The 14,068-nt window shown below is 71.5% G+C and carries 13 protein-coding genes; 4 read left to right on the top strand and 9 right to left on the bottom strand.

The annotated features are described in order from the left end of the window. Positions 1 to 137 precede the first annotated feature (137 nt). Positions 138 to 2,201 carry a discoidin domain-containing protein gene (locus tag AB0J10_RS03455; protein ID WP_363057319.1) on the bottom strand — a complete coding sequence of 688 codons (2,064 nt, stop codon included), beginning with the start codon at positions 2,199 to 2,201 and terminating at the stop codon, positions 138 to 140. Between the two features lie 390 nt (positions 2,202 to 2,591). Here AB0J10_RS03455 and AB0J10_RS03450 point away from each other — a divergent pair, with 390 nt between their 5' ends. Further along, entirely contained in the window at positions 2,592 to 2,831 is a 240-nt protein-coding gene (locus tag AB0J10_RS03450; protein WP_363057317.1) for a hypothetical protein, read from the top strand. A gap of 19 nt (positions 2,832 to 2,850) precedes the next feature. Here the strand turns inward: AB0J10_RS03450 and AB0J10_RS03445 are convergent, their stop codons facing one another. From AB0J10_RS03445 to AB0J10_RS03425, 5 genes are all read right to left on the bottom strand, one after another. Then, the gene (locus AB0J10_RS03445) at positions 2,851 to 3,948 is read right to left on the bottom strand and encodes a glutamate--cysteine ligase (RefSeq protein WP_363057315.1); all 1,098 of its coding nucleotides are present in this window, start codon (positions 3,946 to 3,948) and stop codon (positions 2,851 to 2,853) included. 290 nt (positions 3,949 to 4,238) lie between these two features. After that, complete coding sequence (locus AB0J10_RS03440) at positions 4,239 to 5,012, bottom strand: methyltransferase domain-containing protein (protein ID WP_363057313.1); 774 nt, start codon at positions 5,010 to 5,012, stop codon at positions 4,239 to 4,241. 476 nt (positions 5,013 to 5,488) lie between these two features. Further along, positions 5,489 to 6,172, bottom strand: coding sequence for an STAS domain-containing protein (locus AB0J10_RS03435; RefSeq protein ID WP_363057311.1), 684 nt, complete (start codon positions 6,170 to 6,172; stop codon positions 5,489 to 5,491). A 248-nt stretch (positions 6,173 to 6,420) separates the two neighbouring features. Further along, positions 6,421 to 6,978: a DUF6114 domain-containing protein gene (locus tag AB0J10_RS03430; protein WP_363057309.1), complete on the bottom strand. Its 558-nt coding sequence runs from the start codon at positions 6,976 to 6,978 to the stop codon at positions 6,421 to 6,423. Next, a complete protein-coding gene (locus tag AB0J10_RS03425) occupies positions 6,969 to 7,589 on the bottom strand; it encodes a DUF6230 family protein (protein WP_363057307.1) in 621 nt (206 codons plus the stop codon). The genes AB0J10_RS03430 and AB0J10_RS03425 overlap by 10 nt, the downstream gene beginning before the upstream one ends. A 226-nt stretch (positions 7,590 to 7,815) precedes the next feature. On the opposite strand from AB0J10_RS03425, the gene AB0J10_RS03420 reads away from it, so the two are divergent. Together AB0J10_RS03420 and AB0J10_RS03415 are read left to right on the top strand one after the other, a co-directional pair. Next, positions 7,816 to 8,217: a hypothetical protein gene (locus tag AB0J10_RS03420; protein WP_363057305.1), complete on the top strand. Its 402-nt coding sequence runs from the start codon at positions 7,816 to 7,818 to the stop codon at positions 8,215 to 8,217. 329 nt (positions 8,218 to 8,546) lie between these two features. Beyond that, positions 8,547 to 9,743, top strand: coding sequence for a phospholipase D-like domain-containing protein (locus tag AB0J10_RS03415; protein ID WP_363057303.1), 1,197 nt, complete (start codon positions 8,547 to 8,549; stop codon positions 9,741 to 9,743). Positions 9,744 to 9,883: 140 nt separating this feature from the next. On the opposite strand, the gene ppk2 is transcribed toward AB0J10_RS03415, so the two are convergent. The 3 genes from ppk2 to AB0J10_RS03400 all read right to left on the bottom strand — a co-directional run bounded on the left by ppk2 (position 9,884) and on the right by AB0J10_RS03400 (position 12,077). After that, a complete protein-coding gene (ppk2, locus tag AB0J10_RS03410; RefSeq protein ID WP_363057579.1) occupies positions 9,884 to 10,840 on the bottom strand; it encodes a polyphosphate kinase 2 in 957 nt (318 codons plus the stop codon). Positions 10,841 to 11,093: 253 nt separating this feature from the next. Next, on the bottom strand, positions 11,094 to 11,441 hold the full coding sequence (locus tag AB0J10_RS03405; RefSeq protein ID WP_363057301.1) for a PRC-barrel domain-containing protein: 348 nt from the start codon (positions 11,439 to 11,441) through the stop codon (positions 11,094 to 11,096). Between the two features lie 150 nt (positions 11,442 to 11,591). Then, positions 11,592 to 12,077, bottom strand: coding sequence for a DUF5709 domain-containing protein (locus AB0J10_RS03400; RefSeq protein ID WP_363057299.1), 486 nt, complete (start codon positions 12,075 to 12,077; stop codon positions 11,592 to 11,594). Between the two features lie 379 nt (positions 12,078 to 12,456). Here AB0J10_RS03400 and AB0J10_RS03395 point away from each other — a divergent pair, with 379 nt between their 5' ends. Beyond that, positions 12,457 to 13,902 carry a glyceraldehyde-3-phosphate dehydrogenase gene (locus AB0J10_RS03395; RefSeq protein WP_363057297.1) on the top strand — a complete coding sequence of 482 codons (1,446 nt, stop codon included), beginning with the start codon at positions 12,457 to 12,459 and terminating at the stop codon, positions 13,900 to 13,902. Positions 13,903 to 14,068: the final 166 nt, after the last annotated feature.

The raw sequence follows: 14,068 nt of genomic DNA, 5'->3' as shown, positions 1-14,068 counted from the left end.
GCGGTGCTTTTTGGGGTGGCCCGTCCCCCCCCCGGACCCGACGGGGTCCCTTGTGGTTTTAGGCGGGCGGGGGCCGGGGCCACGCCGGATCGGCCGATCCGGCAGGCCCCGGCCGCTGTGCTCACCCCGTCCGCCGCTCAGCTGCCGTAGACGCCGACCTCGTGCAGGGAGTAACCCCACTTGGTGCCGCGCTCCAGTCCGTGGATGCGCACGTGGCGGGCCGTCGTTCCGTCGAACCGGGCGGTGTCCAGGCCGCCGTCACCGGCCGTCGTGGACCACACCGGCCGCCAGTTCGTCCCGTCGGACGACACCTCGACGCGGTAGGACTTCCCGTAGGCGCGTTCCCAGTCGAGGGTGACCCGTTCGACCAGGGTCGGCGCGCCGAGGTCGATCCGGAGCCACTGGTCGTCGCTCCAGTCGCTCGCCCAGCGGGTCCTCGCATTGCCGTCGACGGCCCTGGTGGGGGCGTAACTGGTGAACAGGCTCCACTCCGACGAACTGGCCGTGGCAGGTGCGCCGGCGGCGAGGTTCACCCCGGCCCTGTGCCGCTCGGACGCGCCCCAGGTGCCGAGGTAGGACTCCGCGCCCTTGAAGAGGTCGTCCACGACGTCCTGTCCGCCGACGATCCGTACGTCCTCCAGCCAGTCCGGGATCAGGCCGTAGTGCGCCGCGCCGTCGGTGTTGAGGTCCCAGGTGCGCTCGCCGGTGGTCTGCCTGTCGAGGACGGAACCGCCGTCGGCGCTGCGGAAGGGGTAGCGCACCGGGTTGGCGGTGTCGGCGCCCCGCGGGCCCGGCCAGCCGCCGACGCCGTTCATGTCGCTGCCGTAGCCGTATCCGACGCCGTACCTGTCGCGCAGCGCGTCCGTGCGCTCGGCCTCGGCGCTGAAGTGCTCGGAGCCGTGCATGTACTGGGCGATGAATCCGCCGAGCCGGTACACCCGCTCGGTCCAGTCCATGTCCATCCAGCTGTGCGAGGAGATCACACCGGGGTACGACTCGGCCTCGAGGATGTCGAACGCCCGGCCCGCGGCCTTGACGCTCATGTGGTCGATCTCCAGCATCATCTTGCGCTTCATCATGCCGCGCACGGCGTACTCGCCGAGTTCGGTGAGCCCGCGGGTGTTGCACCGCGCGTCAGCGGAGTACGACGGGACCTTCACGCCCGGCGGGAGCTCCTTCTCGGCACCGGGCGCGGCGGCGAGGCCGATGGGGTTGTCGTGCTGCGGGCCCGCGCACTTCTCCGTCTTCCAGAAGGTGCCGGTCGACAGGAACTGGCCGACGTTGATCGCGGTGCCCTGGGTGCCCGAGTCGAACCGGACGCCGCACAGCGCGTTGTCGAACTTGTGGCAGAGGAACATGCTCCGCACGCCGAGCTCGTGGAGCTCGTCGAGCCCGCGGTCGATGTCGTCCCTGCCGCACTGCGGGACGTCCAGGATCTGTTTGCAGCCGAACGGCTCGGAGGTCTCCACCCCGAGGACCACGGCCAGTTTGCCCTGCTCGATGACCTGCCGGGCCTGCGCGGAGTCGGTGACGATCCGGAAGAAGCCCCTGCCCGGTCCGCCGTAGACCTTGTCGATGTACGCCTGCATCTCGTAGGTCTTCCGAGCCTGCAGGCGGATGGAGGTCATCTCGTCGCAGCTGCGGTCCTTGAAGAAGTACACCGAGCAGATCACACCGTTGGTCACCAGGTCGTTGACGAGGACGCGCTGACCGCCGCGCCAGGCCCGCTCGATCCAGGCGTAGTAGTTCTGCTGGTGCGTGAGCGAGTCGTGGGCGGGCCAGTCCTTGAACGTCGGCCAGCCGTCGGGGTCGTGCCGGCCGTCCCCGCCCTTGGTGATGAAGTCGAAGACGGCGAGGGAGCCGTCGGGGTAGTGCTCGGGGCAGTCCTTGAGGGCGTCGGCGATGCCCTGGTCCGAGAATGCCCGGCCGCAGATGAGCCGTCCGCCGAACGCCTCGTTCGACATGATGTGGTTGTGCGCGTCGACGAAGCCGCGCACCTTGCCGTCCGGGCCGGTGCCCTTGAAGGGTTCGCCGGTGACATTGATCTCGGAGTCGGGTGCCGGCCGGGCGGCCGGCACCCACCAGCCGGACTCGGCCGAGGACCCGGGGGCCGTGCCGAGGACCAGGGCCAGCGCGGTGAGGAGCAGGGTCATCACCGCGAGGGGTCCACGGCGGCGGCGCGAGAGCCGTTTCATCGTCATCACTCATGCCTTCGGTGAGCGGACGGCCGGGCCGGGGCCGAGTCCGTCCGGAGCCGGGACCTCCCGCCGAGATCCCCCTGTCATGTCCCGTGTAAGCGGTGCGACGAGAATCGCGACTGTCACACAAAGAGTCAATAGTCCGGGACGGTTGACCTGATGGCACGGCGGCACGCCAACTACGCACAGCTCAGAGCCGATTCGGCGCACCGGCTCCGATCGGAGGTCCTTCGGACATGCCCCCGAACGCGGACTCGGCACTCCGGGCGCCCCTCGTGCCGGTGCGACCGGGTCGGCGGCCCGGCCCGCGAGCGGTCACGGAAACTTCACGAACACCGGCGTTCCTTCCGCGCTCCGGCGGCAAGGCGAGCACCAGCCCACCAGGAGGCGCCCATGATTCTCACCGCCGTGCTCACTCCCCCCGCGCTCCTGTTCCTGATCATCGCGATGGACCGCTTCGAGGACCGTTTGTTCGCGGTCCCGGAGCCCCCGCGGCAGGCCCGGCCGCGACACCGCCCACGCCTGCTCCCGCGCCGCCGGCCGGAGTTCGGGCCGGAGGAGCGGGAGCCCGGGCCGGAGGAGCCGGAGTTCGGGCCGGAGGAGGGGGACCGGCCCCTCCCCAGGGCCGCCTGACGCCCTCCGCCCGGCCCGGTCAGCCCCGGGTACGCCGCACGCACTCCGTGACGACGTCGCGGAGGTTGCCGGTCCGCTCCAGCAGCTCCCGCTGGATCCGCGCCCCGTTGCCCTCCGACAGCAGTACGTCGAGTGCCTTCCGGGCCGCCGTGAGATCACCCGTGGCGTCGAGGGCGTCCCGTACGTGGTCGAAGAGAGCGCGCACCACGGCCCCAGCCGGCTCCGGACGCATCGTCAGGGGATGCATCAGCTCGTGCTCGAGCCCGTACCGTCCCGCCTGCCAGGCCGCCATGCGCAGCAGCGCCGTCCCGTGCCGGGCGGGCGGCACGCCCTTGTGCCACTCGCGGGCCGCCGTCTCCACCAGTCCCCTGGACAGGGTCGCGAGCAGCACCGTCGTCGAGGGGGACAGGCACACGTCCGCGACGCGGATCTCCACCGTCGGATAGCGGTGGGACAGCCGGGCGTCGAAGTAGACCATCCCCTCGTCCCGGAGCACACCGGTGCCCAGCAGGTCCTGCACCAGTTCGTGGTAGCGCTGCGCCGAGCCGAGCACGTCGACCGGCCCGGCGGACGGCCAGCGTCCCCAGACCTGACTGCGGTAGCTGCCGTACCGCGTGTCCTTGCCCTGCCAGAACGGGGAGTTCGCGCTCATCGCCATGAGCACCGCCAGCCACGGCCGGATGCGGTCCAGGACCGCCACGCCCTCCTCGTCGGACTCCACCGAGACGTGCACATGGCAGCCGCTGGTGAGCTGTTCCTGCGCGGTCAGGCCGAACTTCCCGCCCAGCCAGCGGTGCCGCTCGCCGAAGCCCATCGAGGGGCTGACGGGCAGCGGGGACGTGGCCAGCGCGGCCACCGCCCCGCCCACCCGTTCCGCATGACGTGCCGCCTCGGCCCGCCAGCCCCGGATCTCCTCGGCGATGTCCGGCATGGCCACGTGCGGCCGGGTAGCGAACTCCAGTTGCTCCCGGTGCAGTTCCTCCTCGAAGACCTCCTCCGTGTCATCACGGACGGCCTCGCGCGAGGCGGTGGCCAGCAGGGCCGTCGACAGGGCCCGGGGCTCACCGCTTTCGGCGTCCACCAACAGCAGTTCTTCCTCGACACCCACACTGCGCACGTCAACTGCCCTTCCGCGGCATGGCCGCTGTCCTCCGTATGCCCCGGCCGCCCGGCCGCCAGGAGCGTCCTGCTCCGGGCAGCCGGTCGCAGCCGGTTGCGGACGGATGCCCCGCGATCGGCCGTCGACACCTCGCCGGGGGCGGCCCGTCGCCCGCACGGAGCATCGGACCGCCGGCGGGCCTGGCACCGTGGCCCCTGATCGCCGTCCTCGTGGGCGCGCAACGCGTACCGGGCGAGGCCTCCGCGGAGACGGACGGGGCGCCGCGCGGGAGGCGGGAGCCCGTTCGCTCAGCGTGAGCAGACGACGGTGACCAGGGTGAAGGACGCGTAGAACGGGCCTTCCGACAGGGACGCGAACCAACCGTGGCCGCGAGCGGCGTCGATATGGCCCTCCTCGATCGCGCGCCGGGTGTTACGGCCCAGCCCCAGCATGTGGTCGGCGTCCTCGAAGTCCCGGAACACGGGTGTCGTGCTGAGCACGGTCTGCACGACGAAGCCCGCCCGCTCGGCGAGCCGCGCGAGACTGCGGCCGATGGTGGCGTTGCGGACCACTTCGGAGGTCGTGTACCGCGTGAACGCCCGGCTCGTGTCGAGGTCCTCCGCGTCGACGGCGAGGGTGTCCCAGTCGGGTTCCACGAGCCCGAGCAGCGCGCCGGGGCGCGTGGCCGTGTGGAGTTGCGCCAGTACGGCGGCAGGGTCGGCGACGTGCATCAGCACCCGGTCGACCTTGGCGCGGTTCGCGGTGCCGGGCGCCACCGGCAGGGCATGGGCGTCCCCCTCGCGGAGGTCGACCACCGGCAGGCCGCTCGCGCGCCGCCGCGCCTCGGCGAGCATGGCCGGGTCGTGGTCCACACCGATCACGGTGCCGGCGTCCCCGACCCGTTGCGCCAGCGCGGGAAGATCCGTACCCGGCCCACACCCGACGTCCAGCACCGTCTGACCGGGCCGCACGTCCAGCAGCTCGATCAGCTCCTGTTTGTACGCACGCCCGGCGCCGCCGCCTGCTGCCCGCAGCATGTAGGCGGCCGGGTCGGGCCGTGACGCACCGAGAATCGTTGGCATGCCCGAGAGTCAAACACGCGGCCTGCCGGTGGCGCCACGCGTCGGCAGGGGCGACTGCGCCGGGTCGCCGTCTCCGTTCCGCTCCCGCCTCATGAGCCCGCCTGTCCCCGGCCCGGACAGACCCCCGGCTCGGCCTCCACCTCGTGGGCGGCCGGGCTCACCTCGTCCCCGGCGCCCGGCGGGGTGGCCCGCGCCTGACCGCACGGCGCAGCAGGCGTGCACACGGTGCCGGGCCAAACATCCGGCCCGCCTCCTCGCCACTCGACCAGCCGAGGGTCCCGGACGTCCACGTGGCAGGGGTCCAGCCATGCCCTCCGCATGAACTCCATCACATGCGGCAGGTGATAGGCGCGCCCCATGACGAGGCCCTGGACACGCACGCGTCTGCCGCCCCACCCGTCGGGCCGGTGCACGATGACGAGGGGCCGCGGCAAGGGCCGCTGGGCGTCGGTCGCCGAGAACATGGTGAGGGTGCGTCAGTCCGCCGGCCCGGCTGCGAGCCCGGAGTGCGGCGCGATGGCGCCGACGGCACGGACCCCGATGTCCGTCCGCCTCTCGATCGTCAGTCCCGAGCCGGTCAGGGCCCCGGCCACGGCGTCGCCGAGGACCCGGTCGGCGGCACGGGTGGTCACGCGATCGCCCCCGGTTCGCCAGAAGACGTCGACCGCCTCTCCGTCGGGGCGGACATGGAGGAAGCCGGGAACCCCGGGCCGGCCGGCGAGCGGGAAGCCGGCCCGTAGCAGTGCGGTGCGTACGGCCGAGGCCAGCGGGGTGGGGTCGGGTCCTGCTGACTCCGTACCGGCGGTGAACAGCCGTGCGGTTCCGGTCTTCTCCAACAGGCGCCCCATGAAGCCACCGGCCTCCGTGACCACCACGGTCCGCCCCGAGGCCAGTGCCTGCTCGCGCACTTCGAGCAGCATCCGCAGGCCGGCGGCGTCGCAGTAGGTCACCTGCGACAGATCGAGGTCCAGTCCAGCGCGGGACCGCTGCAGGGCGGCCACGAGCGTGCCGGCCGGCCCGTCGGCGTCGAGACCGGTGACATGCCCGCAGACCGTCACCGTCGCGCGGTCGCCGCCGCCGTCGGTGACCGCCGCCACCACGTGGGCGGGGCCGGCCGGAACGGGCGACCTGTCCAGACCGCGGGGCCAGAAAGCAATCACGAAGCACCTCCGGAGGACCTGGGACCCGACCCACCCATGGTCGGGACCACGGCGTCGTGCCGCAGCCCATGGAGCGAACGGTTTCGTCCGCAGCATCCCTGGAACGAAATGGGACGACCTGTCATCCGGAAGGCCGATGCGACGATACGTCCGGGGACCGTTCGTGACCGGCGGTGCCCGCATCGGCGGTGGGAAGTCGTCGAGCCGCTGCGGCACTCCGCGCCCCCGGGCCGGCCCGCCGGGGATTCTCAGGCCGATTCGCGTGCCGCCGCGGGCCCGGAGGACGGGCTCCCGTCCTCCGGGGGCTCAGGGGCCCCGCCCGCTCTCACCGGGGGCGCGGCCCAGGAGCATGCCAGCGAACCGCCGATCAGGCCGGCGAGGAGCCCGAGGAAGAGGCCCCCGAAGTTGGCGACGGGGAGGGAGACGAGCGACAGGAGCAGCGCCGCGATCCCGGCGAACACACGCGTCTGCGGCCGGAGCCACATGCCGAGGCCGAGCACGACGAGGAGCGTCCCGGTGAGCAGGGCCCCGGCGCCCGCCGTGGTGGACAGTGCCAGCGGAATGCCCGACAGACTCAGCGGTACATAGGGGAAGTACACGATGGGCAGACCCGCGACGAGCGTGAACAGACCCGCCCAGAAGGGCCGCCCGCCGCGCCACGCGCGGAAGCGCCGACGGGCCTCGACGGCGTCGGAACGACGCGGCCGGCGAACGGCCCGTGCCGCCCCGAGGAGCATTTGTGCCCGCGACGTCGTGGCGCGGGCGAGCCGGTGGACGGGGCCCTCGCGCCCGGAGGTCAGAAGCATCCGCGGCTTCCCCGCACGAGCCGCATGGTCAGATCGGGGACGTTGAGCGTGGCGGCGGTCACCGCGACGGCGGTCACCCGCACGTCCGTCAGGTCGGCCGACCGGGCCTGCTGGGCGATGCCGTCGGGGTCGAAGTACCGTGAGTGCCTGTCTCCCGGGCTGATCGGTCCCTTGTCGACGGCGCCCGCCGCCACGCCGGTGTCGATGTCCTCGAACTCGGCCTGGCCGATCGACAGGGCCTTGGAGTCGATGAACATGTTCCTCGCCTCGACCCGGTCCCGCCCGCCGCCGAGCCTCAGCGTGTAGGGGCCGAGGACGGGGACGGGGACCACCACGGACTGGCACAGACCGCCGATCTCGGCATGGCGGAAGCCGGTCACCGTGACGGGTACCGGGGTGCCGTTCCTGGTCACGTCGACCATGCCGTAGATGCTCAGCCCCCGGACCTTCAGCGTGTCCGCGCTGATCTGGAACGTCCGGCCCGAGATCAGGAACGAAGCGGCGAGGGCTCCCTCCGCCATACCGACGCCCAGCGCCACGGCGGCGGCCACCGAGGGCACCAGCACCGCGGCGAAGCGCTTCCATCGTGTTCTGCCGTGACTGTGCGACATGGCGGTCTCCCGGGGCCGTGGAGCGTCACTGCCGACGCCGGACAGAGGTGGCCGAACAGGAAGGGGCACATTCCCGTCCGGTGATGGATCCCAGGCTTGCCGATCTTCCGGCCGACGGCACCTGCGCGGGGCAGACGGGTGAAGCGCGGGACGGCCGCCGCCCGCCGGGTGGCCGGGGCCGCCCCCCGGTGCGGGGCTGCCGGGCCCGTGGGGGCACCATGACCCCGTGCCCCACTGCCCGTCCAAGAACCGTGATCGTGTCCTCGCCCTGGTCCTCGCGGCCGTCGCCGTGGCCCTGTTCGCCTGGGGAGCGGGACTGGTCCAGTGGCCGTTCCCCGAGGACCGCCCCGGCGGCAGGCTCGGGGAGCTTGCGGGCAGGGCCGGCTGCAGAGCCACGCTCGAGGCCGAGGAGGCCGGACACCGGCTGGCGTCCTGCGTGGACGGAGACGACCGGTACGTCCTGGTGACGTTCACCGGCACCGGCGAACGGAACGCCTGGATCGCGGACACGCTCCCGGACGGGGTGATCTACCTCGCGGGCGCGCGATGGGTCGCCTACGGCCACCCGGCCACCGTGCGGGCTCTGCACGCCAGGCTCGGCGGGGACGTCCGCACCGTGAGGAGATAGGAGCACCGTCCGGCCGTCGGGGGTCCCGGACGGACACCGCGCCCCGGGTGCCCGGCCCGCCGGGGCGAGGTGCGCGCCGGTCAGCCCCGGCCGCGGATCAGGGGTGGGAGTTTCCCGGCCGCCGGGCCGGCGGAACGGAGCCGGTGGCACCGGCTAGGGTGGACCGTCCCTGGTCGTGGGCGCGCGAGCCCCTTCACCCTCAGCTACAGTGCGCTCGGCGCGTGCCGCACCGCGCCGCCGATCCTGCCGCGGACCGGCCCCGTCGGCCGCCGCATCCGCGCGTCGGGGACGACGACAGCGAACGCCGAAACCGCCGCCTGGAGGAGCCCGTGACTCTCGAAGACGCCGAGCGTCCCGCCACCGACCCGGCCGACGTCGCCGTCCAGCGGCTGCGCCGCAGACTCGAGCGGCTGATCGGAGTGGCGGCCACCGAGGGCAACGAGCTGGTGCCGTTGCGCAACGGGCAGGAGATCTTCCCCGCGATGCTGTCGGCGATCCGCGCGGCTGAGCACACCGTCGACATGATGACGTTCGTCTACTGGCGGGGGCAGATAGCCCGGGACTTCGCCGATGCGCTCGCCGACCGGGCGCGCGCCGGGGTGCGTGTGCGGTTGCTGCTCGACGGATTCGGGGCGAAGGAGATCGAGCAGGACCTCCTGGACGCCATGGACGACGCCGGCGTCCAGGTCGCCTGGTTCCGCAAGCCCGTCTGGCTGTCGCCGTTCAAGCAGAACCACCGGTGCCACCGCAAGGCACTGGTCGTGGACGAGCACACCGCGTTCACCGGAGGGGTGGGCATCGCCGAGGAATGGTGCGGGGACGCCCGCAACCCGCGCGAGTGGCGCGACACCCACGTCAAGGTCCGCGGGCCCGCGGTGGACGGCATCGCGGCGGCGTTCGCCCAGAACTGGGCCGAGTGCCACGACGAGATGTTCGACGAGCACGACCGGTTCATCGAGCACACCCGGCACGGCGACTCCGTGGTGCAGGTGGTCCGCGGCTCGGCGAGCATCGGATGGCAGGACATGCAGACGCTGATCCGCGTCATGCTCACCTCCGCCGAGAAGCGCTTCCGCCTGGCGACCGCGTACTTCGCGCCCGACGCCTTCTTCGTCGACCTGCTGTGCCGGACCGCTCGCCGCGGTGTGCTGGTGGAGATCCTGCTTCCCGGCCCGCACACCGACCAGCGAGCCTGCCAGCTCGCGGGCCAGCACCACTACACGACGCTGCTCGAAGCGGGTGTGCGCATCCGGCAGTACCAGCCCACGATGATGCACGCCAAGGTCATGACGGTGGACTCGGTCGCGTCCCTGATCGGGTCCACCAACTTCAACCGGCGTTCGATGGACCACGACGAGGAGGTGATGCTCGCCATACTCGACGAGTCGTTCACCGCTGCCCTCGACGCCCACTTCGACGAGGACATCGAGCGCAGTGTGGACATCGATCTCGCCCGCTGGAAGCGGCGTGCCGCCGTGCAGCGCCTCAAGGAGGCCTCGGTCGCCCCGATCCGGCGGTTCCTCTGAGGGCCCGCAGGGAGGCGACACGTTGATTCCCCGCAAGCCCCTGGACGGGGAGACGGGCGATTCAGTGGGGCGTGTCGAGGGGCCGCCCCTCGCCCCGGCAGCCGCACCGGGCCGTCGTGTCGGGGCCGGCACGGTGAACGTCACCGGCGTCCGGGATGGTTGCCGGGCCCGTCGTCGTTGGGTGCCAGGGGAGTGGGGGTCAGATCGGCGGGTGTCTCACCCCGTTCCAGCAGGGTGTCGGCGGCACCGATGATCAGCGGGTCCGCCTTCCCCGCGGCCTCCGGGTCCTTGTCCGCGTAGTCGGCGCGGAGGAGCAGATGCCGCATCGCCTCCAGCCGGCCGCGTCGTTTGTCGTTGTTCTTCACCACGGTCCATGGCGCGTGGGGGGTGTCGGTCTCCCGGAACATGTCGACCTTGGCCCGGGTGTAGTCGTCCCAGCGGTCGAGCGAGGCGAGGTCGGTGGGGGAGAGCTTCCACCGGCGTACGGGGTCGACCTGGCGGATCGCGAACCGTGTGCGCTGCTCGCTGCGGGACACCGAGAACCAGAACTTCACCAGCATGACACCGTCGTCCGTCAGCAGTCTCTCGAACACCGGCGCCTGGGCGAGGAAGTGCCGGTACTCCTCGGGGGTGCAGAAGCCCATGACCCGCTCCACGCCCGCCCGGTTGTACCAGGACCGGTCGAAGAAGACGATCTCGCCCGCGGCGGGGAGGTGGGACACATAGCGCTGGAAGTACCACTGTCCGGACTCCCGTTCGGTGGGTTTGTCCAGGGCCACCACGCGCGCGCCACGCGGGTTGAGGCGTTCGGTGAAGCGTTTGATCGTGCCGCCCTTGCCCGCCGCGTCGCGCCCCTCGCACACGACGACCATGCGCCGGCCCGTCTCCCTCACCCACTTCTGCAGCTTCAGCAGCTCGATCTGCAGCACCCGCTTCTCACGCTCGTAGGCCTTGCGGCTCAGCTTGTGGTCGTAGGGATGGTTCTCGCGCCAGGTGTCGATCGGGGTGCCGTCACCGTCCAGCAGGACCGGCTGCTCGGGGCGGGCGTCGTCGATCCGCAGTCCCCTGAGCAGCGCGGTGTCCGCTCCGGTCGCCATCGCTGCCGCGCCGGGTCTCCCGGACCCCTGCGGGGTGTGTCCACCCGCGGGGTCCCCCGGCTCCTGCGGCTCCGCCCCCGGTGCGGTGGAGGTGTCGTGGCTCTCCCTGTCCATGGCGCGTCCTCCTGGTCGTGTTTCCTGTCGGTCCTGCGTCCGGTCCGGTGCACCGCCTGCGCGGACGTCCCGCGCACACAGCCCGCTGGGCACGCCCCGGCGTGCGGGACGTGCCCAGCGGACGGCGTGGCCCGGCGGCTCAGTGGCCGGAGCCGTAGTACCCGCCCAGCTGGTCGCGGTAGGCCGGGTCGCCGAGATGCTTGTCCTTGTCGAACTCCGGCGCGGACTTGATCTCGTCCTTCGTGCGGGACACGATGATCCGCCTCTCGTCGTGGTCGACGACCGTGATGGTGCCCGCCGGCAGGAGGACTTCCCTGCCGAAGATCCACACCCCGGTGTCGACGACGATGTACTGGGAGCCGACCTCGTTGGAGTGTTTGTCGACCTTGCCGATGTCCCCGTCGGTCGCCTCCACCCGATAACCCGTCAGGTCGTCGTCGCGGTTGTGCCCGCTGGTCGGTACGTAGGCCCACATGTGCTCACTCACCGGTGCTCCTCACCTCGGGGTGTTCCTCGGCGGCGGACGGGAATCCCGGGAAGGACCCGCTGCTCCCGTCCCCGGACATCCGAGTGCCCCGGTTTCCGGACGGCACACACGGCGGCCGTGCGGGCAGCACCCCGAGCCCCCGTCATCCGGTCACAGCTCGTCGTCGGCCGGTTCGCCGCCGTCCTCCTCGAACACGACGTGCACCGCCGCCTCCTCCGCGCCGGCGGCTCCCGCGTCGATGCCCACGTCGGAGGCGAAGAGCTGCTTGTCCGTGTCCGGCCGGGTGCCCTCGTCGGGGGCGACGAGCCGCCCCGCGCGCCAGGAGCCGACCTCGTCGTCGATCGGCTCGCCCTCGCCGCCCGGCAGGTCGCCGATGCCGTCCCAGTCGTCCGCGGCGACATCGGGGAGTTCCACCGCCAGTCGCTGGTCCAGCGTCTCGCCCTCGCGCTGTTCCGCCGCGGTCGTACCCACCTTGTTGACGCCGAAGGGCCTCTCCGGCGGCGAGTAGCCCTGGTCGAGTATCTGGTCGTAGTCCGGTTCGTCCAGCACGTCCTCGAGGTCCAAGTGGGCCGCGTCGCCCTGTTCCTCGTTGTCACCGGTCGGCTGGTAGACGTCGTCCGCCCTGCTGTCGCTCATGATCGTCTTCTCGCTCCGCGGAGCTCCGATCTGCGGAGGACGTGCACTCCGGTCAGAGCGCCTGCTCGTCGTTCACGGCTCGTTGGCCTGCCCTGTGTCCCGCTGCGCGCTGTGCGTCCCGCGCCCGGAAACCCCGAGGGCCTGCGTGTCCCAATCGCAAGCCTAGGTAACGTCGCGCCCGACGGCCTGTCCATCCCGGAGCGTCGCCGAGATGCCACGTTCTGCGACCGACGGGGGGTCCGCTTCTTTTGTTATGTCTGTTATCTGATGGTTTGCGTCCGTGGGATGCGGCGCCGTTCGCGCCCGAACGGGACCCTCTGAAGGATCAGATGAAGGGCGGGTTAGCATATGAGCACCGCCTAGCTCGAAAGATAAATCTGTGACTGTCAACGAGGACTCGTTCACAAACTGGAAGCATCGCGAGGAGATCGCGGAGTCGATGATCCCGATCATCGGGAAGCTGCACCGTGAGCGGGACGTCACCGTCCTGCTGCACAGCCGCTCCCTGGTGAACAAGTCGGTGGTCAGCATCCTGAAGACCCATCGATTCGCCCGCCAGATCGCCGGCGAGGAGCTCTCGGTCACCGAGACGCTTCCCTTCCTGCAGGCCCTCACCGAGCTCGACCTCGGGCCTTCCCAGATCGACATCGGCATGCTCGCCGCCACGTACCGGACCGACGACCGTGGCCTGTCGGTGGAGGAGTTCACCGCGGAGGCCGTCGCGGGTGCCACGGGTGACAACAAGATCGAGCGCCGTCAGCCGCGCGACGTGGTGCTGTACGGCTTCGGCCGCATCGGCCGGCTCGTCGCCCGTCTGCTCATCGAGAAGGCCGGCTCCGGCAACGGCCTCCGGCTGCGTGCCATCGTCGTCCGCCGGGGTGGTGACCAGGACATCGTCAAGCGTGCGTCGCTGCTGCGCCGGGACTCGATCCACGGCCAGTTCCAGGGCACGATCACCGTGGACGAGGCGAACAGCACGATCATCGCCAACGGCAACGAGATCAAGGTCATCTATGCCGGCGACCCGTCGGAGATCGACTACACGGCCTACGGCATCGACGACGCCATCCTCATCGACAACACGGGCAAGTGGCGGGACCGCGAGGGCCTGTCGACGCACCTGCGCCCCGGTATCGACAAGGTCGTCCTGACCGCCCCTGGCAAGGGCGACGTCCCGAACATCGTGCATGGCGTCAACCACGACACGATCAAGCCGGACGACCAGATCCTGTCCTGCGCGTCCTGCACCACCAACGCGATCGTCCCGCCGCTGAAGGCCATGGCGGACGAGTACGGTGTGCTGCGCGGTCACGTGGAGACCGTCCACTCGTTCACCAACGACCAGAACCTGCTGGACAATTACCACAAGGCCGACCGCCGCGGCCGTTCCGCGCCGCTCAACATGGTCATCACCGAGACCGGCGCCGCCTCCGCCGTGGCCAAGGCGCTGCCCGACCTCAAGGCGCCGATCACCGGCAGCTCGATCCGCGTCCCCGTCCCGGACGTCTCGATCGCCATCCTGAGCCTGCGGCTCGGCCGCGAGACCACCCGCGAGGAAGTCCTGGACTACCTGCGCCAGGTGTCGCTGACCTCGCCGCTCAAGCGCCAGATCGACTTCATCACCGCCCCCGACGCGGTCTCCAACGACTTCATCGGCTCGCGCCACGCGTCGATCGTCGACGCCGGGGCCACGAAGGTCGACGGCGACAACGCGATCCTCTACCTCTGGTACGACAACGAGTTCGGCTACTCGTGCCAGGTGATCCGCGTCGTCCAGCACGTCTCCGGGGTGGAGTACCCGACCTACCCGGCGCCGGTGGCCTGACCACCGTGACCTGAACAGGTCGTTCGTACCCGGTCGTCGGGCCCCGGCGGCCCTCTGCCGGCGGACGGATCGCCGCGTGTCCCGGAAGGCGGGCTCCCCGCCTTCCGGGACACGGACGTTCCCGGCGGGAACCACGAGGCGTCCGGGTGCGGTTGCGCGCCGCCGG

Source organism: Streptomyces sp. NPDC049887 (genome assembly GCF_040656535.1).
Taxonomy (GTDB): domain Bacteria; phylum Actinomycetota; class Actinomycetes; order Streptomycetales; family Streptomycetaceae; genus Streptomyces.
The sequence above is the reverse complement of the archived record's forward strand: the minus strand, read 5'-3'. Positions and strand labels throughout refer to the sequence as shown.

Bases quoted from the DNA above. Each gene is read 5' to 3' on its own strand.
- AB0J10_RS03430 (WP_363057309.1), bottom strand. From the start codon at position 6,978: ATGCTTCTGACCTCCGGGCGCGAGGGCCCCGTCCACCGGCTCGCCCGC.
- AB0J10_RS03440 (WP_363057313.1), bottom strand. From the start codon at position 5,012: ATGCCAACGATTCTCGGTGCGTCACGGCCCGACCCGGCCGCCTACATG.
- ppk2 (WP_363057579.1), bottom strand. From the start codon at position 10,840: ATGGCGACCGGAGCGGACACCGCGCTGCTCAGGGGACTGCGGATCGAC.
- AB0J10_RS03400 (WP_363057299.1), bottom strand. From the start codon at position 12,077: ATGAGCGACAGCAGGGCGGACGACGTCTACCAGCCGACCGGTGACAAC.
- AB0J10_RS03455 (WP_363057319.1), bottom strand. From the start codon at position 2,201: ATGACGATGAAACGGCTCTCGCGCCGCCGCCGTGGACCCCTCGCGGTG.
- AB0J10_RS03450 (WP_363057317.1), top strand. From the start codon at position 2,592: ATGATTCTCACCGCCGTGCTCACTCCCCCCGCGCTCCTGTTCCTGATC.
- AB0J10_RS03425 (WP_363057307.1), bottom strand. From the start codon at position 7,589: ATGTCGCACAGTCACGGCAGAACACGATGGAAGCGCTTCGCCGCGGTG.